The sequence below is a fragment of the Bacillus cereus group sp. MG9 genome (genome assembly GCF_040459995.1).
Lineage (GTDB): Bacteria > Bacillota > Bacilli > Bacillales > Bacillaceae_G > Bacillus_A > Bacillus_A mycoides.
The window spans coordinates 3,167,867-3,187,950 of the sequence record NZ_JARVHC010000001.1; the positions used below are offsets into that span (position 1 = coordinate 3,167,867).

Sequence of the window (20,084 nt, forward strand, 5' to 3'; positions counted from 1 at the left end):
TTACATAAACGGTCAAATTTATTTTACCGAATAAATTTTTTATAAAGGAGTAGATAAAGTGGACATATTAAAAAACCGAAATTTCCTCTTACTATTTTTAGGGAGAATTTTTACAAACATAGGAGATAGTTTGTATTATGTAGCAGCGATGTGGCTCGTATATGAGCTGAGTGGTAATCCTTTTTATTCTGGATTGGCTGGTTTCCTTACATTATTACCTTCTGCATTACAATTTCTTACCGGTCCATTCGTTGATAGATGGTCAATCAAAAACACCCTTGTAATCACACAAGTCCTGCAATGCATTCTTATATTAATCATTCCTATTACACACTACTTCGATCTATTAACAGTTCAACTACTACTCATCATTATGCCCATCGTAGCCTTTATCGAACAATTCGCCTATCCCGCACAATCAAAAGCTTTACCACTTCTACTGCATAAAACACAATTATTAAAGGGAAACTCACTCTTTTCCTTTGCTTATCAAGGCATTGATTTAGTTTGTACAACTCTTTCCGGAATATTAGTAGCATTACTTGGCGCAATCACTTTATATATAATCGACTCTTTCACATTCGCGATTACTGCGATTTTGTTTATTTCATTAAAAATACCGACACAAACCGAAACAGGCACATCACTTTCAACAAAGCAATATTTCTCTGATTTAAAAGAAGGCTTTTCAATCGTCTTTCGTTCATTAATGGGCATCTTCTTAATCGGTTCAGTTGTCGCTAATTTTTCAATCGGTATGACGATGGCAATACTCCCTTCTTTCGCCGATTCTTTAGGAGGGGTTAAATTATACGGTTTCTTTTTAGCCGCTATATCCGCCGGTAGTTTAATTGGAGCACTATTCAGTTCATGGGTTGGTAAACATAATATTAGCCATGTCTCCATTATTAGCTTTGCGACTAGCGCTTTCTTTTGGTTTCTCTCTACGTTTGTACCGTTTCAATGGTTATCAATTTTTTTATTCGGCTTAGCTTGGATACCAATTGGTGCGACCAACATATTATTTGCGACAATTAGTCAAACTTTAATTCCAAATCAATATCTTGGACGCATCAATTCAGTCACACGAAGCATGGGTACAATCGCTATGCCGTTCGGCTCTTTAATTGGCGGATACACCGCAAATGTATTTAGTAGCCAACTCATTTTCGCGCTCGCTAGCATCGGAATTTTATTCATTTCTCTCGTATGGCTACTTCATCCGAAATTACGTTCATTGCCGAAAGCTGATGAAATTACAGCGGATACTTTCGGGCTTCGGTTTAAGGAAGAGCGCGGGAAAGGTGCGGCTTTATAGCAGGAACAAATTTAACCCCGTTCTAAATTTGAGACGGGGTTATAATTATAGTTATTTAATTTTGAATGTAAAATACCTCACTAAAAATATAACAATAGCACCAACTAAAACGTTCAATTATCGATTTGATGGCCAAGACCCCTGCATTTTCCTTAATTGAATAATTTGACCTGTATGATAAGCATCATGAAGCATAATGTCCAGTAATTTCCCCTCAAGTGAATTTTGCTCAAGTTCTTTTTCGGAAATTGCACTCAATGCCTGTCTTAAATTACGTTGGGCATTTTCACAACGTTCAACGACTTTCTTCCATTCCTTATCATCATTAGATTGATTGGTAAGATAAAAGGTTTCATCACCGTCGAGATTATGTATCCATTCACGGTCTTCCAAGTTTGCAGCAAGTCTCTCTTTGTAATAAATGAGATGATTAACGTTCTCCCAAATGGTTTTAGTTGCCTCTCCATATGGTTTCCAGATAGCCTGTTCGGCTGTAAGTCCTTCTATAGCATGTTTAAACGGTGCATACCAACTCTCTTTATCGAATGTGGAATCTAGTCCGTTTAAAAACAAGTCTATTCGTTTCAAAGTAATCGCCTCCCTAAATAGTTAAAGTTTCAATAAAATCCTTATAACTCTGTAGAAATTCTACATTTTTAAATAAACTTCCTGCTAATCTTATTCCACAAACTGACCCAATTGTGAAATAGAATGACTCGCATTTTTTCAAACAACTTTTTATCACTTTACACGTAAGTGATAATATATTGACCAATTGACAAAAATAAGAAGAGGCTGTTCTAAAAACAGCCTCTTCCTTTCCATCTATTTCGGAAGCTCCACCTGAACAGTAGTCCCTTCCCCTTTCGTGCTATATACTGAAACGTTTCCGTTATGCAGTTCCACAATTTTCTGTACAATCGATAATCCTAAACCACTACCTTCTATGTTTCTTGCCCTTGCCGTATCTACTTTGTAAAAACGATCAAATATACGATCCATTTCTTCTTTTTCCATACCGATTCCGTTATCTGATATAGAAATGACAATACCGGATTCTAATTCTTCTACAACAAATTCAATCGTCCCGCCATCGTTTGAAAACTTAATGCTATTCGTAAAAATATTACTCCATACTTGATGTAGTAGGTTTTCATCACCTTCTATAAATATGTCCGGTACATCAAATTCAACAGCTATATCTTTTTCACGCCATTTCCATTCGAGCATAAAAATGACGTCTTTAATTTGCTTCTGCAGATTGAATTCTTTTATCTGTAAAACCTTCTCTTCTTTATCTAAAGAAGCAAGCGTAAGTAACTGTTTACATAAACTAGACATCCGCTTACTTTCACCCTCAATAATTTTCAAGTAACGTTTTCTTTCCTCTTCACTCATATTCTCCGATTGTAATGTTTTCGAAAAACCTTGTATCGAAGAAAGTGGAGATTGGAATTCATGAGAAACGTTAGAAACGAACTCTTGTCTCATTTGGTCTAATTCTTTAATGCTCTTTGTCATCTTTTGAAAATTAGTCGCTAGTGTACCAATTTCATCTTTTCGATTTTCATCTAATTCGATATCATATTCACCACTTGCAATCTTTTGAGTCGCTTTCGTAAATGTTCGAATAGGACGAACAATATACCCTGCTGCGATCGCTATAAAAATGATACTTAATACAACGATGAAACCAAGTAATACCGCTAGAAAAATTCTCATTTCACCAAATTGTTGCTGAATATCAGGGCGAATGAATAAAGCGTACTGTTTATCATCGTGTTTTAGCGGTACACCGACACTATTAATTAATTCATTATCGAAAAATCCTGTAATAAAGAGGCGCGTTGGATATGTGGAAACGCCATTAAACGTTTCACCTTGCAATACTTTATGAACGGTATCATCACTAATTGTTATCTTACGAAACGCATTCCCAATACGCTTTCCATGATTTTCGTCATCTACAATATAAATTTCATACCCTAACTTCGCAATAGACTGTAAGTATGCCTCTTTATTCTCTTCACTTTGCTTTTCATATAATGATTTTACTTCTTTAGCATACATTAAAATCTTTTCACTATTGTACGGTTTTAACTTCACTTGATAATATACGTTCGTTAATAAAAAACCGATAATACTACTAAGAAGCATAATACCGACTGTCATAAAAACAAATCTAGAATATAGTGATTTCATTTTATTTCAACTCCAACTTATAACCGAGTCCGCGTACTGTCGTAATTTGAAAATCATCTGTTCGTTTTGAAAAACGATCTCTCAGTCGCTTCACATGAACGTCAACTGTTCGTTCATCTCCTTCAAAATCCATTCCCCATACTAATTCAATTAATTCTTCTCTCGAGAATGTTCTTCCAGGATAACTAGCAAGTTGTGATAATAATTCAAATTCCTTTAATGGAAGCAAAATCGTCTGACCGTTACACTTCACTTCAAACCCTTTTCGGTCAATTGTTGTACCGTGCAGCGTAATAATATCAGCATTAAGCATTTGATAACGACGCAATAATGCTTTCATACGGAAAATGACTTCAGCTGGCTCAAACGGTTTTACAATATAATCGTCCGTACCAGAAATGAATCCTTTTTCTTTATCTACTAGCTGATCTTTTGCAGTTAATAAAATAACAGGTATATCATGATACTTCCGGATTTCTTCGCATAACGTATAGCCATCAACAAACGGCATCATAATGTCTACTATCGCAAGATGAATATTTTCTTTCTCTAAAACGCCTTGCGCTACCTTTCCATCTTCCGCTTCAAAAACTTTAAAGCCCTCTTTTTGTAAATGGTAATGCAATAACTCTCTAATATGTTTATCATCATCAGCTAATAAAATATGTATCATCTTCATTAAACCCTCTCTTGTTCATCCTTCTACATTCTTACATTAAGAAACAATTGGATTTTTTGCAAGAAAAAGAAAAACAAACCAACATTTTAAGATAAATAAAAAGAATCTATTTTGAAAAAAATTATTCAAAATAGATTCTTTCGTTTTAGTATTAAGATTATTTTAATAAAAACAATTTCTACTCCTACTAAGCTTTAGAAATATCAACAAATCCTTCTCCGAACACATCACGAACATCGTGTATAGCGATGAACGCAGCCGGATCCGTAGTTTGAACAATCCGTTTTAGCTTCACTACTTCTTGCTTATTAATAACAATATAAAGAATTTCCTTCGGAGTTTTCGTGTAATAGCCATGACCTGAGTACACGGTAACCCCTCTGCCCATTAAGGTAGTCACCTTCCCGGCAATTTCATTCGGGTTATCAGAAATAATCGTAATAGCCTTTTTCGGATTTAAACCTTCAATTACAAACTCCATCACTTTCGTTGCTACATATAGCATAATAATTGTTATCATCAGTTTTTCTGCACCAATGATGAAATAAGATGAAAACGCAACGATTAAATCGAAGAACAGTAGACCGTAGCTAATGCTCCAGCCTAAATATTTATGCGTCATCCTTGCTAAGATGGTAGTACCTGCTGTTGTTCCGCCAACACGAATGATGAGGCCAATCCCGCACCCGATAAATATTCCTCCGAAAATGGCATTAACGAGCATTTCATCCGAAGCAATCGTCCAACCTTCTGTTAAATGAAGGAATAGCGAGTTCGTAACTACAGCGATAATCGTATAAATTGTTGTAATCTTATTTAAAAATTTATAACCAGCTATTAACAAAATCGCATTTAAAATTAAGTTAACTAAGCCTGGTGACCATTCAAATAAATAGTACGTAATAATCGTGATACCTGTTACCCCGCCCTCACCAAACTCGTTCGGAATAACAAACAAATTGACACCTAACGCAAAAAGAAATGCACCAATAATAATAAAAATAATGTCTGTCGTTCTTTTTTTCATACCGTACCTCACTTCTTATGTAAATATTTATTCTGCCATAAACTCTCACCATTATATCGTGGAATATTCAAATCGAACAGTGGTTTATTTTTATTTTAATATAGGGTAATAAATCAACTTCATCCTATATCCACATGTAATTTAAATAGGGTAACAACTTTATTTATCCTTTTCGGCAAGAAGACTCCATCTGAATTGTGTTAGGGGTGAAACCCAACAATTCAGGTGGAGATGAATTGCCGTCAGAAGGTAGACTGAACTCTTTTGTTTCCTTCATAACAATTTTTTGAGGACGAATATTTGTTTCTTTTTGTCTTACGATATGTCGTAGATAAAGAGGGCTTATATCGTAAGACAACGAAATTGGATAATAATAATCATTCGGTCACTTGAGCCAAAAGGAATTACTGTAGAAGAATGGAATTACGCTGAAGAACATGTTCATATTTTGTTCCGTTTCGTTCCAAATATTGATTTATCAAAAATAATTTTAATGAAATCTCTAAGAAAGGTGGTGAAAACGATGGTTAAAAAGAAAGCAGTGAAAGTATTACGTAAACAAAAGAAAAGAGAAAACATACAACGATTCACGCAGAAACAGAATATCGGACAGGCTTGCCTCACAGCTAAAGAATTTCGTTTACTGCAACGCATGTCACATAGTTCAAAAGCATTGCGAAATGTTGGATTGTACACGATTAAACAAAGTTATTTGAACCATAATAAAATGGCTACTGTAAAAGAAGTGGACAATGCCATGCAGGCTGATATGAACTACTGGGGCATTCAATCAAACTCTGTTCAAGCGATTCGTAGAGCCTTATTTACAGAAGTGAAGAGCTTTTTTAAAGCATGGGAACAGTGGAAGAAAAATCCTGAAACCTTCACAGGTCGTCCTAAGTTTCCAAATTATTCTCGTTCAACGGACAAACGAATTATTGAAATCTATCAAGTTCCAAAAGTGGATGATAACGGGTATTGGATGATTCCGATGAATGTTGCATTCAGGAAAAAATTCGGTTCCATTAAAATACGTATGCCAAAGAACTTAAGAAATAAAAAATCTCCTACATTGAGATTGTACCGAAGCAAAAAGGTCGGTTCTTTGAGGTGCATTACACATATGAAATGCACGTTTCTCAAATGAAGCAACAATCCACGACTACTAGTAACGCTTTGAGTTGCGATTTAGGGGTAGACAGATTATTAAGTTGCGTAACAAATACAGGTGATGCATTTTTAATTGATGGAAAAAAACTAAAATCCATTAACCAGTACTTCAACAAAATGATAGGTAATCTGAAGCAAAAAAATGTGGAAAACGGACTTTCAAAACGTGTTGTAACGAACAAAATGGCCGCACTTTGGCATAAACGAGAAAGACAAGTAAACGGTTATATTTCACAAACTGTAGGCTTGTTGTTCAAAAAAGTGAAAGCATTCGATATAGATACTATTGTCGTAGGGTATAACACGGGTTGGAAACAAAAATCTGATATGGGAAAAAAGAATAATCAAAAGTTTGTTCAAATTCCATTTCATAAACTAATTGCAGCGATTGAGAATAAATGTATAAAAGAAGGCATCCGTTTTTTGAAACAAGAAGAAAGCTATACTTCAAAAGCTAGTTTTCTGGATAAAGATCCGATTCCAGTTTGGTCTAAGGATGATAGGGCGCATTATCGCTTTAGTGGCAGACGAATCACTCGTGGCCTGTACCAAAGTAAAGCAGGAACATGTATCCATGCTGATATTAATGGTGCGTTGAATACATTGGAAAAATCAAGAGTTGTAGAATTGGATGACAACCTCAAAGTGAAAACGCCGATTCTATTAGAAGTGCAAAAACGTAAGGCTGTTGCTTCGCGCATAGCTTAGTGGGTGCGTCAACCATCCATGTGTACTCGACTTGTCGGGGCTTGTAGCACACGCCGGAGTCATCTGAGTGGTGGCTTCTTCCACAAGGAAGAACTGCTCTTTTTCGAAAGGGTGGTGCAGGTGGGAAAACAATCGTTCGTTGCCGGTACCAACCAAAAACTTACTTGGGGTGTTACCGTAAGGTGGCATGAATTCTAGAGCGTCAAACTGTCTAGCGATAGATGAAAAGACCTAGAGTTCTAACTCAAGCCCCCACTGAAACGCTTCATCTCAGTGGGGGTAGTTGACTATGTACTGCAAATAAAGTTTTGATTTCACATGCAATTCACGCTAAAAAATGAATATGAACACTTACTCGCACAAACTTCGAATAAAAAACAAATAGGCGAAGCTATAGAATAGACTTCGCATCAAGCGTGTGAGCACAGAGATTTATATAAATTTTTATATTCATACATTACAGAAATAAATTTACTTATCTTTCTCCATATATTCTTTAATCTTTCGTTCTTCCCACTCTTTTCCGAATATCCCAAATGGAAAAGTTGTCAAACCGTGTATAACGATACCGATCCCCCAACCTCCAAGTGGATATAAAAACCATAATTTGCTTGAATCAGAGCTTATATTTATAAAAAAAAGCATTAAGTTAACTAGTATATAGACCGTTAAATGAATGTAAAACGCTTTTAAATTCTCCATCCTTTTTTTAGCTCGTAAATAAACCTCATCTCGCTCCATCCTTAAACACCTCTTTCATTATTGTATTTTTTAAACTCGCTCCGATTTAAACATCATATTCTAATCGAAAATCCCTTATTCTCAAAAAAAACACAAAATAAAAAATACCCATCAAATTGTCATACACATGATAATTTGATAGGTACTGCGTGATACATTTGTTATTTACAGAAGTCTAATTAAGACCAAATCCAAACATCCTCATTATTTTCAACGTTGCTCTTTACTTCATGAACTTTTTCGATATGATCCGTTGTGTTGTAGTTAATAGAAATTCCGCCCCAGCCTACATACTTCATATCAATTTTTACTTTCTCACCCGTATTAAATACTTGTCCTTTAGTTAAGTACACTTCAATAATAGCTTTCTTCCCATTTACTGATGGATACTGCACTACAACATATTTAGTAGAACCGTCCCCCTCATCTTCCATCGTTCCTATTTTTGATACTTCCCCAATCACATAATCAGGAGAACCGTCTTCTTTCATGTGCATACCTAATTTATTTGAAGTATTTTCAACTGCATTTGCAATCATATATTCAGTAAAATTACGCATCATAGATCCAGTAGCTTTAACCTCATCCCCTACTTTCACATTTGAAAGGGAATCTATATACACACTAACAGGTTCCTCATATTGCTTAGATTTTACAACAATTACACCGTTATCTACTTCTACTACTCGCCCTTCTAACGTCGAGAAATTTGATTCAATAGAAGCGGCACTCGCTTTTGACAGTTCTAATCCTGGTAAATTCGTTCCTGATAATGCTGCGATCCCTAAAGCACCTGCTAAAATTAATTTTTTCATACCCATATGTAACCTCTCCATTCATGATGATTTTATTTGTTTGATTGGTATCGACCGACCTGTAACCATTATAGTTACAGGTTATAGAAAATAGCAACCACCTTTCGCATGCAATGTTGCATACTGTAATTTTTAAATATAAAGTTTGATAAAAAGATTTATTGTATCTTATTCATATAATCAACAATAGTGTTAGGTTCATAAATAACAGCAGGTGTATTTGTTAATGGTGGCGAAATTAAATGTCATGTACTATGTTCTTCAACTCTACGGTTTGTATAGTCGTAGTTAATTACATTATGTAGGAGCGGAATTAATATGTTAATGAAACCAAAAAGATTACAGCCAGGAGATATTGTGGCGACAGTAAGTTCTTCATGGGGAGGTGCTGGTGATTCTAAGCTAAGATGGCGATATGAGCAAGGAGTAAAAAGATTAGAAGACGTCTTCGGTCTTAAGGTTGTCCCAATGCCAAATAGTTTAAAAGGTAGCGAATACCTTTACAACAACCCTGAGGCTCGTGCAGAAGATTTAATGACAGCATTTAAAGATACTCGTATTAAAGGAATTATTACGAATATCGGTGGAGAAGATAGCATCCGTTTACTTCCTTATATAGATTTTAATGTTATACGCGAAAATCCGAAAATCTTTATGGGCTACTCTGACGATACCGTTTCACATTTGTTTTGTCATAAAGCAGGAATTCCCTCTTTTTACGGTCCAGCAATCTTAACTGATTTTGCCGAAAATGTGGAGATGGATCCATATACAATTGAAATGGTGAATCGAACTCTCTTTTCAAATGAGAATATTGGCGAGATTCAACCAGCTCATGAATGGACGAGTGAGCGTTTAGAATGGATAGAGGCGAATAAGGATCAACGGCGTACGATGCAGCAAAACAATGGATATGAGCTACTTCAAGGCTCTACTACTGTACAAGGGCGTTTAATTGGTGGTTGTATGGAAGTACTGGAATTTGCAAAAGGAACGGAACTTTGGCCTAAGAAAAAACATTGGGAGAATAGTATCCTTTTCTTTGAAACTTCTGAAGACCATCCAGAACCAAGTTATATAAAGTATTGGTTACGGAATTATGCAGCGCAAGGCATTCTACAAAAAGCAAAAGGCATCATTTTTGGTAAACCAAAAGACGAAAAGTATTATGAAGAATATAAACACGAAATACTGCAAGTTATGAAAGAACATAACTTAGAAGATTTGCCGATTCTTTATAATTTAAATTTTGGCCATACCGAACCGAAGTTTATTTTGCCTTACGGTGCGTTGGCAGAAATTGATTGTGAAAATGGATCTTTCTCTATTTTAGAGAGTGGCGTGGAATAAAGGAAAACTTTAAATAAGTATAGCCATTTTCCTGATCCTACAGAAAAAATAGCGTGTTTTTTCATTTTAGAGAGTATTTTATTTTGGTTAGCTTGATAGCGACATGAAAGGACCCCAATAAATAAAATCACTCCTATGAGATATGACTGTGAATTGATACTTTTTAAAAGTATATAATTGGAGGGAGATTACGTTTATGGAAGTAACATTTACAGTAAGTAAATGGGATGAAAAACTAATCGATGATACTAGAAAAGATTTCCCTATTAATATTGCCCATGTTGAATATGATATTGATGGTGAATTAAAAGGAAAAGCTTTTGTTGAATACTTATTATATTATTTAGACTCAAATATAAATGATGGTCACTTGGCTACTGCTAAAATTTCTGGATTTTTACACTTTGAAGGAATTTATAAGGGGCAACAAGGGACATTTACAGCTATAGAGCAAGGAATATTTGATAAAGGAAATCTAGATTCCCCAGGAACAATTATTAAAGCTACTGGTAACTTAGAAAATCTGAGAGGGTCCTATAATTATCAGTTTACAGGTCAAACCAGTAAACTAATTTTAGAGTTTGAATTTTAGCAAAATATCCTATAATTTAGTGGAAAGGACATTTCTTGTAATACTAGGAATGTCCTTTTTTTGTTGACGAGCTTATTCAACTATTCTTCTATTAGTTAAGAAAAGAACAGAGTATATTACATAACGTCTTATTATCAGTATTCAGCAATGTGTAAAATTTTAATTATGGAGGGAATTAAAAATCTAAGCCCGAGAGACATGGCCCCCACCTATTCATTACTTTTCCTACTTACTAAAGAATAATCCCCGAAAAACTCCCCTTCATAACTTCTTTTTCAAGTTGGTTCCTACATATAAACATCGCAATAATTTTTGTACGATGTTTTTCATCGGGTTCAAATTGTTCAATGGTTACGTCACAACGAATTGTTACTATTAATTTGTGACTTTTGATTAAATGAAAATTGCCTCTTATAGAGCGCAGTTTTACTTATATTCATTCTTATGCAAATTCTGAAGCATATTCTTCGTATGTCTTTAATGTATTAAGCAATCGAGCTGATTCAATCATGATTTCGTTCGATGAATCAGTTACACAAATGACAATAAATCGATTATCATCTCTGTCTCCAAACAAGCCTTCTGATTCAAGTTCCATTAACACATTTAACGTTTCTTTCAACAGTGTATTTACTCGTATGTTAAAGTCATCTTCGACGATATCATGATATTTCTTGATAATTTTGTTCACTTCATCAAACATTCCAAAATCGTCCCATTCGCTCCACTCAACAGCTCCGTATCTATAATAATTGTATAAAGGGTCCGACTTATTAACTTTGATTAGTCTTTCTTTATTAGCCACTGGTCCAATGCTATTGACACAATCGTCTGTTAATATGGAGTACCCATATATCGTGTCAACACCGCACCTAGTTATAAGTTCGTTATAATGACAACGAATTGCATTTTTCAACTCAACATAAAAACTTTCTTGCAGTTGCACTTTCATCGTATTTCCTCCGTTTTTTGTAGCGACCTGTCGTTACATATTTCAATCTTAACATGAAAATCAACATGTAACGTTAACTGAGCCAAAATAAGAAAAACCGAAACTATAATCATTTCGGTTTTTCAATCTAAAGAAGTCTATATTTATTTTAACGAATGAACAAACAACCCACTGCGCAGTTTCGGTTCAAACCACGTTGATTTTGGCGGCATAACTTCCCCTGCGTCTGCGATTGATAATAAAGCTTCCATTGATGTCGGATATAATGAAAACGCTGCTTTATATTCACCGCTATTTACAAGGCGTTCTAATTCTTCTAATCCGCGGATTCCTCCGACAAAATCAATGCGTGAATCAGATCGTGGATCATGTATTTCAAGTACTTGGCTTAATAAATGATCTTGCAGAATAGATACATCTAAACCTTTAACGAGATCATTCGCATCAAACGTTTCCTCTTTCACAGTGAGCTTATACCACTTCTCGTTTACATACATTCCAAATGATTTTGGCTCATTTGGTTTATACGGTGAAACCCCTGCTTCTTCCACATAAAAATATTGCGCAACTTGCTTTAAAAATTGCTCTACTGATAAGCCATTTAAATCTTTCACAACCCGGTTATAGTCCCAAATTGATAATTCATCATGAGGGAATAAAACAGATAGGAAGAAATTGAATTCCTCTTCTCCTGTGTAATTCGGATATTGCTCTCTTCGCATTAGCCCTACTTTTGCAGCTGATGCAGAGCGGTGATGTCCATCTGCAATATAAAGATTGGGAATGTCTTCAAATGCATTTACTAAAGTCGTAATTACCTCTTCATCTGCAATCTTCCACGCAACATGCCTAACGCCATCTTCTGCTGTAAATGTAAAGATTGGCGCATGTTCTTCTTTCCAGCTTGCAATGAAACGTTTCACTTCTTCTTTTGTACGATACGTTAAAAAGATTGGCCCCGTATTTGCGTCACACACATCTACGTGGCGAATACGATCAAGTTCTTTTTCATGACGCGTTCTTTCATGTTTTTTAATTGTATCATCTTCATACTCGTCAATCGATGTACAAACGACAAGGCCTGACTGCGTTCTTCCTTGCATCGTCAGTTCATAAATGTAAAGCGCTGGCTCCTCATCTTGAACGAACACTTCTTTTTGTATAAATTGCTTTAAATTTTCACCCGCTTTTTCATATACGCGATCATCGTACGGTGAAAGTGCCGGGTCTAAATCAATTTCTGCTTTATCAACGTGTAAGAAAGAATATGGATTCCCTTTTACAACTTCTCTTGCCTCTTCACTATTTAATACGTCATACGGTAAAGCTGCTACTTGTGCTGCTTTACCTTCTACTGGACGAATAGCACGAAACGGTCGGATTTTTGCCAAGTTTCTCTCTCCTTTACACAATCATTCGAACAGCTACAACACCTGTGATTTTGCTTATATTTTCCACAATATTCTCTTTCATTATATCATCAATTCCGTTATCAATATCAATCATTGTGTACGCCCAAGAATGTTTACTACGATTAATCATATCCGCAATATTAATATGATGTTCTGCTAAGCATCCTGTAATTTGTCCTACCATGTTCGGAACGTTTTGATGCATAATTGTAATTCGTTTTTTTCCAATGTACGGAAGTTCTACGTTTGGATAGTTTACTGAATTACGAATATTACCTGTCTCTAAATATTCACGTAATTGACGTGCAGCCATTACTGCACAATTTTCTTCAGATTCAGACGTAGATGCACCAAGATGAGGCGTTGCTGTTACATTTTTCATCTTTATCACATTTTCATTCGGGAAATCCGTTACGTAATGTGTAATAATATCTTCTTCTAACGCTTTTTGAAGAGCTGTTTCATCTACAAGTTCTCCTCTTGAGAAATTGAATAGACGCATTCCTTTTTTCATCGTCTCTATAGCGTGTTCACCAATAATCCCCTTCGTTTGGTTCGTAAGAGGAATATGCAGTGTAATATAATCACACGTTGCAAAGATTTCATCTAGGCTAAACGCTCTTTGTACTTGCGTAGAAAGACGCCATGCTGTTTCAACAGATATATATGGGTCGTATCCGACAACGTCCATCCCTAAAGATAACGCATCGTTCGCAACTAAAGCACCAATTGCGCCAAGACCGATAACACCTAAACGTTTCCCTGCAATTTCTGACCCAACGAATTGCTTTTTCCCTGCTTCAACAAGCTGTGGTACTTCTTCTCCATCCAACTCTTTCGTCCAGCTCACTCCATTTATAATATTACGGGAAGACATAATAAGGCTTGCGATAATAAGTTCCTTCACTGCATTCGCATTAGCCCCTGGCGTATTAAATACTACAATCCCTTTTTCCGTACAACGCTCAACAGGAATATTATTTACACCGGCACCAGCTCTTGCAATCGCCTTTAAATCTTCTGAAAACTCTTCTTGGTGTAAAGAATAGCTGCGAAGTAAAATACCATCTGGATGACCTACTTTGTCTCCAATTTCATAGCGATTCCCATCAAAAATTTGCAAACCCTTTTCGGCAATTTGATTTAACGTCTGAACACGAAACATATCCCCATCTCCCTATCTATTTTCAAGCTCAAATTCCTTCATATAGTCTACTAATTCTTGTACACCTTGGGTTGGCATCGCATTGTAAACACTAGCGCGCATACCACCGACTGAACGATGTCCTTTTAACGTAACAAGGCCGCGTTCTTTCGATTTTTGTAAAAACTGATTGTTAAGCTCTTCTGACGGTGTTGTAAACGGAATATTCATAAGTGATCGATACGTAGGGTCAACTGGTGAAGTAAACAATTTAGATTCATCTAAAAAATTGTAAAGAAGTGAAGATTTCATTCTATTTTGTTCTTCAATCGCAGATACCCCGCCTTGTTCTTTCAACCACTCTAGTACAAGTTTTGCTACATAAATACTAAAGGTTGGCGGTGTATTATATAGGGAGTTATTTTTACTGTAAGTTTCATAGTTTAACATCGTAGGACAAGCACTATTTGCACTGCCAATTAAATCTCTTTTTATAATTACAATCGTTAAACCCGCTGGCCCTAAATTCTTTTGCGCACCCGCATATATGAGACCAAACTTCGTAACATCATATTGTTCTGATAAAATATTTGAGGACATATCCGCAACAAGCGGCACTCTTTCTAACTGTGGAATATCCACATATTTTGTCCCCTCAATTGTATTGTTCGTTGTAATATGTACATAATCTAGTTCTTCATCATTTGGTAAATCATCCATTTTAGGAATTGTAGTAAACTTCTCTTTTTCAGAAGAAGCAATCACTTGTACTTCTCCTACTTTTCCGGCTTCTTGCAGCGCCTTTTTAGACCATGAACCTGTCAGTACGTACCCAGCTTTTTTATACGTACTCATTAAATTTAACGGTATCATAGAAAATTGTAATGACGCACCGCCCTGTAAAAATAAAACTTCATACTCATCAGGAATGTTCATTAATTCACGAAGTAAGCTACTTGCTTCATCAATAATACTTTGGAAATAAGAAGATCTATGGCTCATTTCCATAACAGACATGCCTGTCCCGTTATAATTTACAAGCTCCTTTTGCACTTTCTCTAAAACTGGCAAAGGGAGTATAGATGGTCCTGCTGAAAAATTATGCACTCTCTCCATCACCCAGATAACCTCCCTATTTCTCATTTTTATTATTTTTTAAACTTTCTGAATTATAACCTATATACAATACACGGTCAATTTGTTTTCCGTTATTACGGTGCAAGACGCAATGGAATCGCTTGCATGTGCACCCTGCTTTTTATAAACATACAAAAAAGTGTTAAGTACATAATCGTACTTAACACTCTAGTAATTAAGTATAATAGCTACTTACTCGTAAAGAACCGATCGAAAATTTGATAAATAGCTGAAAGACCAAAGAGCCAATAAATAGTATCCACAAGCGCCGGCATAGAACCAAACCATTTCTCAACTACATTATAATCTAACGCCACAAACAACCAATTCAAACCGCCAAGAATCACCAAAATTACTGTAAGGTATGACAAAAATTTCATTATGATTGCCCCCTAGGTGATAAGATGGTGAAAGGCCTTTCACTAAAATATATGTAATAGATTCTAAAACTTACCTATTTTATAAAATTTATTTTCGATACCAGCCATTAATAACTGTCTCTGCTTCTTTACTATGTATTTGATATGAATGATTACTATCATTAGATCCGATAAACCAAATTGAAAAACCTTTAAAATATGGCTTCGCTTCTAATACATCTCGGTAAGCACGCCACCCGTTAAGTTGTACATCTTTCGAAAACACATTCGTAACATCTGGGTTCCACGGGCTTTGTAGTCCAAGTTCACGTGCTGGCACATTAAATCCACCAAAATAAACTGGCTTTCCAGTTGTTTTATGTAATGTCTCAAGTTGCTGAACGACATTTTGGCCACGATTGTATACTGTCGTCGCAAATAAGCTTTGTTTTACTTCTTCGTATGATGGATTTCTTTTTCCTGAAACTTCAAACCAACTATCAATACTTACAATGTCCACCTTTTTTAAATACGGGCGATTTATTTTCTCTTTAAATTTCGCCTCAAAATAAGGATCAAAGCTTGCAGTTAACCACCAATTCATTTGATACAAAACATTTCCTTTATACTGCTGGCGAACAAAATTAATCGTATCATTCCAATATCCTTCTGCATATTCCATATTCACGAAATTTGAAGCGATTTTCAGCCCATAAACATTGTACTTACTTGTAATGGAATTAAAAATATCTTGTAAAACAACCGTTTTCCAATTCCAGAAGAAATCGTTAATATTACTAGGGTTCCACTCTGTTTCTCCAATATTTCCTTGCTGAATAAACGGAAACGGCTCCAATATAACTTGTATATTACGCTTTAATAATTCTTGAATTAAAATAATAGCTTGTTTCTTTTGCGCCTGATTAATTATCATATTAGCCGAATTCACATCCGAAATATCTACTTGAATAGGTACATTCACCGTATTTAAATTCAAGCGCTCTACATCTGCTAACACTTTCGCTACATTGCCTACTTCCCATACCGTTACGTTTCCTGATTTTATTTTTCCAGATTGAACAGTATTTACATCTGCCTGTACATTTCCCTGGAAACAAAAAGAAAACAACATGATACACACTCCTAAAAAACTTATTAAACTCTTATTTTTTTTCACAACTTCCCCCCATAATTTTTGACTTTCTTGATTATTTTATACAACATTTCACATATATTCCAGAAAAAAATTAAATACATTTCCATTAATAAAAGTGTTATCCATATAATTCCCCTAAAAATAGTAAGGTAAATAAAAAAGGAGCGTATTTCCGCTCCTTTTTTATCTTTTCACAATTGAAGTTATTGAATTTTCTCTGATAATCTAATCACATCTATTTTTTTCGTATAAATAAATTTTTATCTATATTCGCTTTTGTTTGTATTACTTTTATATTTACTTCATTATTTACCTTTATAGTTAATAATTTCTTTGTTCTTTTTTCAAAAATCACACCATCATACAAATAAATTCATAACTGTGTACAAAGTAATAATTACTTCATGAATATTATACCTATAATTAATTCTTTTAGTTAAAAAATAAAGAAGGGAGAGATACGTATATTATCCAAGTGTTCATTAAATCGGAATTTAACGAAAACTTGAAAGAATGGAAGTTAACCTCCCTTCTTATCACAGATATTGATTTTCTTGGATCCATGTTGTTTCCGTATCTCCAGTAATCTTGTTCAAAGCTCGTTCAGCTACAGTAACTGTTGATGCTGTAATATAAAGGTAATCCAAAAAAGTAATCGTAATTAAACTTGAGAAAGCGGATGATGGTTAGAAAATTAGTAAATCATAAAAAAACGTCCTAGAATTCTAGGACGTTTTTTTAGTTCCCTCAATCTTCTTCTTCGAAATCACGTAGACTAGCAAGCAATTCTGTAAATGTTGAGCAAACAGGATATATTGCTTCCTCTATGTTTTCTTCCTCATGCTCCCAAAATACTACTGTCGGTGATTCAGGATTGCTACGGTAGTCAAAACACAGATGATTTCCAAATGAATCCTTACCAAAGGGATATACTTTATTTGCTAATCTATCTTTTATATCATCATAAACTTGAATGATTGAATTTCTATTTTCTAAATCAAAAGTTAAAAGCTTACTAAATACATTCTCATCCTGTCCTGGTACATCAAATATTTTTGGTCTTGGATAACCACTATCATATTTTTTCACACATTCTACAAAATCCATAGGGAATTTAATATTGAAATATTGTTCTACTTTCTGAATGTTTTCGTCTGTAATTTCTTTTTTATTTACTCCAATCCAAGTAACGTTGCTCATATATACTCCTCCTTACTTATCGCTGTCTTTTCCCCAAATTTTATATCCACCAGTGTGACCTGTTTTCCTATGTGTTTCATAATCAACAAGTTGCATTCGTCCTGCTTCTTGATGATGATGCCATGTATAATTTTCTGGTACCTCGCCTAGCTTAAATAACTCTATTTCTTCTTCAGTGAATTTTGCAGCTAACTTAGGATCTTTCCTTATTTGTTCATATAATGCTTTACTACATATTCTATCATGTGTTGGTCTAGATTTTTTAAACTCAGCTTCTTTTAATTTAATTTCAGAAACAGGTTTAAAAATAGGGAAACCATCTAAATCATACGGAATTCCTGTAACTGGATGTTTATTTCCCGCTAACTCACCCAATCTTACTCTTATTGTTTTCGGACCATTTGGACCCTCATAAGTATATGGAGCTGCTTTCTGCAAGTACTTTTGAATACTTCCGACTCCCGCATATGAAAGGTGATTACCAGCTTTAAATTCATAGTTATTTAATATGTGTAGTGCATTTCTGTATGCCGGAGAATTAGTCACAAGTGATTTCCCTTTAGTAAAACCTGTAATAGCAGCAACCTTACCTGCTTGCCCTACTTTATCTAGACCTTTGCTACCAACAAAGCCTGTGAGTAGCGTAGTGACTGCGTAAGCTGCATAATGTTCTCTGCTTTCCAGATCTCCATTCCAAAAATTATTCATAAATGTATCTGATACAGTGTTCCATGCAGCAGGAATAGTCTCTCTATAGTTTACAATCGCATCTCGCATATTTAACCAAGTTTCTTTATCTCCTAAAGCTACGAATCCTTTCCATGCATCTACAACACCATCTACAAAACCAGTAGAAATACCAGTCCACGCAGCATTTAAATCCTTTTTATTGAAAAATGACTCTTCTGATTTTGGAGGGAGTTTTCCACACATGGCTCCTTCTTGAATATCAGAGTCAACTAAATTTCCGTCATACGATTCATCCGCTTCTCGGAATTTAACAGCTGCACGTTCTAATTCTACTGCGATTTTATCTAATTCTTGCAAAATGTTAAACATCATTGGTTTTGCTTCATTAAACATCTGATAGAAACGATCACTGCTTGCTCCGCTCCACTGAGAAGCTATATATTCAATTTGAGAGTATAAATCTTTATGTATATATTCTAATGATGATCTCGTATTGCTTACGGTTTTAGCAGCTTGTTCTAATTGTTCCGGTGTTACCTTTATTTGTGTGCTTATTCCATCCCTTCTTTGCATATATATTATGAAAATTATAACATATCATTATTTCATTAAGGGTTAGCATTTGAAAATATCCGTTCCTAAAAGTGAAAGTATATTCCATCATAAAAACAGCTCCAATTCCTCATTAGAAAAATGAACTGCCCCCTTAAATAACCCTCGTTGTTATAAAAGACATCACGTTTTTATACTGATAGTATTATAAAATAAGCGGTTTATTAATTTTGCAATGAAATTCATTTTATAGACCCCTCTCTTTGTCAATAATTTATCTATTCAATGAAATTATATATTCAGATAGATAATTAATAATAAAAAAAAAAAAAAAAATTTCCGAAAAATATATTTCGGTCATTATATAATTTTTGATATTCGATTGATAGTCATAAGAAAAACATAATAGGGTAACGCCACATGCTCATCAAGCGAAGTTAAAATTATATCCTCAAAATAAAAAAACGCTATACTTATTGTAAAAACTTTCAACTGGAGTACTGATGAAATCAGAAGGATTGAATCCATGCTTTAATTCAGTATCCGTTGTATTTCTTCCAGAAGTCCTTACTCCTCTTTTTACACAAAAACAGACTGTGGAGAAGATTTTCTCCACAGTCTGAAAAGAATCCATATATGTTTTTTTATTTATCACCTTAACTTACTGTAACCTATATTGTCCTGTTAATTGTTCTTCTGTCATTCGAACTAAGCGTTTTGTAATTTCTCCACCGACAGAACCATTTGCACGTGCTGATGTATCCGGTCCTAATGTGACTCCTAATTCACGAGCAATCACGTACTTCATCTGCTCAATAGTTCTCAGCAGAAATAAGAATCTCATTTGTATTACTTTCATGTCTTTGAGCATCCATAATTG

17 protein-coding genes and 3 pseudogenes are annotated in these 20,084 nt (G+C 34.9%); 4 read left to right on the plus strand and 16 right to left on the minus strand.

Annotation, left to right across the window (positions count from 1 at the left end; genetic code table 11):
- Positions 1 to 58: 58 nt before the first annotated feature.
- Positions 59 to 1,318, plus strand: a complete 1,260-nt coding sequence (locus QCI77_RS16250; protein WP_002192784.1) for an MFS transporter — start codon at positions 59 to 61, stop codon at positions 1,316 to 1,318.
- 117 nt (positions 1,319 to 1,435) lie between these two features.
- Here the strand turns inward: QCI77_RS16250 and QCI77_RS16255 are convergent, their stop codons facing one another.
- The 4 genes from QCI77_RS16255 to QCI77_RS16270 all read right to left on the minus strand — a co-directional run bounded on the left by QCI77_RS16255 (position 1,436) and on the right by QCI77_RS16270 (position 5,226).
- Positions 1,436 to 1,906, minus strand: a complete 471-nt coding sequence (locus QCI77_RS16255; protein ID WP_002128104.1) for a DinB family protein — start codon at positions 1,904 to 1,906, stop codon at positions 1,436 to 1,438.
- Positions 1,907 to 2,143: 237 nt separating this feature from the next.
- The gene (locus tag QCI77_RS16260) at positions 2,144 to 3,520 is read right to left on the minus strand and encodes a sensor histidine kinase (RefSeq protein WP_340776288.1); all 1,377 of its coding nucleotides are present in this window, start codon (positions 3,518 to 3,520) and stop codon (positions 2,144 to 2,146) included.
- 1 nt (position 3,521) lies between these two features.
- Positions 3,522 to 4,199 carry a response regulator transcription factor gene (locus QCI77_RS16265; protein ID WP_002033085.1) on the minus strand — a complete coding sequence of 226 codons (678 nt, stop codon included), beginning with the start codon at positions 4,197 to 4,199 and terminating at the stop codon, positions 3,522 to 3,524.
- 187 nt (positions 4,200 to 4,386) lie between these two features.
- Positions 4,387 to 5,226, minus strand: a complete 840-nt coding sequence (locus QCI77_RS16270) for a YitT family protein (protein WP_000747487.1) — start codon at positions 5,224 to 5,226, stop codon at positions 4,387 to 4,389.
- A 403-nt stretch (positions 5,227 to 5,629) separates the two neighbouring features.
- Between QCI77_RS16270 and QCI77_RS16275 the strand changes: the two are divergent.
- Positions 5,630 to 7,104, plus strand: a pseudogene (locus tag QCI77_RS16275) (RNA-guided endonuclease TnpB family protein).
- Between the two features lie 471 nt (positions 7,105 to 7,575).
- Here QCI77_RS16275 and QCI77_RS16280 read toward each other — a convergent pair.
- Together QCI77_RS16280 and QCI77_RS16285 are read right to left on the minus strand one after the other, a co-directional pair.
- Positions 7,576 to 7,845, minus strand: coding sequence for a 2TM domain-containing protein (locus QCI77_RS16280; protein WP_002128109.1), 270 nt, complete (start codon positions 7,843 to 7,845; stop codon positions 7,576 to 7,578).
- A 179-nt stretch (positions 7,846 to 8,024) separates the two neighbouring features.
- The gene (locus QCI77_RS16285; RefSeq protein ID WP_113769942.1) at positions 8,025 to 8,666 is read right to left on the minus strand and encodes an ATP F0F1 synthase subunit alpha; all 642 of its coding nucleotides are present in this window, start codon (positions 8,664 to 8,666) and stop codon (positions 8,025 to 8,027) included.
- 312 nt (positions 8,667 to 8,978) lie between these two features.
- On the opposite strand from QCI77_RS16285, the gene QCI77_RS16290 reads away from it, so the two are divergent.
- Together QCI77_RS16290 and QCI77_RS16295 are read left to right on the plus strand one after the other, a co-directional pair.
- Positions 8,979 to 10,010, plus strand: a complete 1,032-nt coding sequence (locus QCI77_RS16290; RefSeq protein ID WP_113769941.1) for a S66 family peptidase — start codon at positions 8,979 to 8,981, stop codon at positions 10,008 to 10,010.
- Between the two features lie 196 nt (positions 10,011 to 10,206).
- Positions 10,207 to 10,602 carry a DUF3224 domain-containing protein gene (locus QCI77_RS16295; RefSeq protein ID WP_000454079.1) on the plus strand — a complete coding sequence of 132 codons (396 nt, stop codon included), beginning with the start codon at positions 10,207 to 10,209 and terminating at the stop codon, positions 10,600 to 10,602.
- Positions 10,603 to 10,834: 232 nt separating this feature from the next.
- Here the strand turns inward: QCI77_RS16295 and QCI77_RS16300 are convergent.
- The 10 genes and pseudogenes from QCI77_RS16300 to QCI77_RS16345 all read right to left on the minus strand — a co-directional run.
- Positions 10,835 to 10,972, minus strand: a pseudogene (locus tag QCI77_RS16300) (enoyl-CoA hydratase); the annotation flags it as partial.
- A gap of 72 nt (positions 10,973 to 11,044) precedes the next feature.
- A complete protein-coding gene (locus tag QCI77_RS16305; protein WP_016101046.1) occupies positions 11,045 to 11,554 on the minus strand; it encodes a DUF4303 domain-containing protein in 510 nt (169 codons plus the stop codon).
- 143 nt (positions 11,555 to 11,697) lie between these two features.
- Positions 11,698 to 12,945: a DUF1015 domain-containing protein gene (locus QCI77_RS16310; RefSeq protein WP_353825236.1), complete on the minus strand. Its 1,248-nt coding sequence runs from the start codon at positions 12,943 to 12,945 to the stop codon at positions 11,698 to 11,700.
- 13 nt (positions 12,946 to 12,958) lie between these two features.
- Positions 12,959 to 14,131 carry a 3-phosphoglycerate dehydrogenase family protein gene (locus QCI77_RS16315; RefSeq protein ID WP_002185427.1) on the minus strand — a complete coding sequence of 391 codons (1,173 nt, stop codon included), beginning with the start codon at positions 14,129 to 14,131 and terminating at the stop codon, positions 12,959 to 12,961.
- A 12-nt stretch (positions 14,132 to 14,143) separates the two neighbouring features.
- The gene (gene serC / locus QCI77_RS16320) at positions 14,144 to 15,226 is read right to left on the minus strand and encodes a 3-phosphoserine/phosphohydroxythreonine transaminase (RefSeq protein WP_113769992.1); all 1,083 of its coding nucleotides are present in this window, start codon (positions 15,224 to 15,226) and stop codon (positions 14,144 to 14,146) included.
- A gap of 209 nt (positions 15,227 to 15,435) precedes the next feature.
- Complete coding sequence (locus tag QCI77_RS16325; RefSeq protein ID WP_002084566.1) at positions 15,436 to 15,627, minus strand: DUF378 domain-containing protein; 192 nt, start codon at positions 15,625 to 15,627, stop codon at positions 15,436 to 15,438.
- A gap of 88 nt (positions 15,628 to 15,715) precedes the next feature.
- Entirely contained in the window at positions 15,716 to 16,783 is a 1,068-nt protein-coding gene (locus QCI77_RS16330; protein WP_353825237.1) for a glycoside hydrolase family 113, read from the minus strand.
- Between the two features lie 726 nt (positions 16,784 to 17,509).
- Positions 17,510 to 17,962 carry an SMI1/KNR4 family protein gene (locus QCI77_RS16335; RefSeq protein WP_012261254.1) on the minus strand — a complete coding sequence of 151 codons (453 nt, stop codon included), beginning with the start codon at positions 17,960 to 17,962 and terminating at the stop codon, positions 17,510 to 17,512.
- Positions 17,963 to 17,974: 12 nt separating this feature from the next.
- Positions 17,975 to 19,207 (minus strand): WXG100 family type VII secretion target, encoded by a 1,233-nt coding sequence (locus tag QCI77_RS16340; protein WP_012261255.1) that lies wholly within the window; start codon positions 19,205 to 19,207, stop codon positions 17,975 to 17,977.
- 658 nt (positions 19,208 to 19,865) lie between these two features.
- Positions 19,866 to 20,079, minus strand: a pseudogene (locus QCI77_RS16345) (alpha/beta-type small acid-soluble spore protein).
- Positions 20,080 to 20,084: the final 5 nt, after the last annotated feature.

Excerpts from the sequence above, each read along its gene's own strand:
- QCI77_RS16260 (WP_340776288.1), bottom strand. The coding sequence starts at position 3,520 with ATGAAATCACTATATTCTAGATTTGTTTTTATGACAGTCGGTATTATG.
- QCI77_RS16265 (WP_002033085.1), bottom strand. The coding sequence starts at position 4,199 with ATGAAGATGATACATATTTTATTAGCTGATGATGATAAACATATTAGA.
- QCI77_RS16270 (WP_000747487.1), bottom strand. The coding sequence starts at position 5,226 with ATGAAAAAAAGAACGACAGACATTATTTTTATTATTATTGGTGCATTT.
- QCI77_RS16280 (WP_002128109.1), bottom strand. The coding sequence starts at position 7,845 with ATGGAGCGAGATGAGGTTTATTTACGAGCTAAAAAAAGGATGGAGAAT.
- QCI77_RS16285 (WP_113769942.1), bottom strand. The coding sequence starts at position 8,666 with ATGGGTATGAAAAAATTAATTTTAGCAGGTGCTTTAGGGATCGCAGCA.
- QCI77_RS16290 (WP_113769941.1), top strand. The coding sequence starts at position 8,979 with ATGTTAATGAAACCAAAAAGATTACAGCCAGGAGATATTGTGGCGACA.
- QCI77_RS16295 (WP_000454079.1), top strand. The coding sequence starts at position 10,207 with ATGGAAGTAACATTTACAGTAAGTAAATGGGATGAAAAACTAATCGAT.
- QCI77_RS16305 (WP_016101046.1), bottom strand. The coding sequence starts at position 11,554 with ATGAAAGTGCAACTGCAAGAAAGTTTTTATGTTGAGTTGAAAAATGCA.
- QCI77_RS16315 (WP_002185427.1), bottom strand. The coding sequence starts at position 14,131 with ATGTTTCGTGTTCAGACGTTAAATCAAATTGCCGAAAAGGGTTTGCAA.
- serC (WP_113769992.1), bottom strand. The coding sequence starts at position 15,226 with ATGGAGAGAGTGCATAATTTTTCAGCAGGACCATCTATACTCCCTTTG.
- QCI77_RS16325 (WP_002084566.1), bottom strand. The coding sequence starts at position 15,627 with ATGAAATTTTTGTCATACCTTACAGTAATTTTGGTGATTCTTGGCGGT.
- QCI77_RS16335 (WP_012261254.1), bottom strand. The coding sequence starts at position 17,962 with ATGAGCAACGTTACTTGGATTGGAGTAAATAAAAAAGAAATTACAGAC.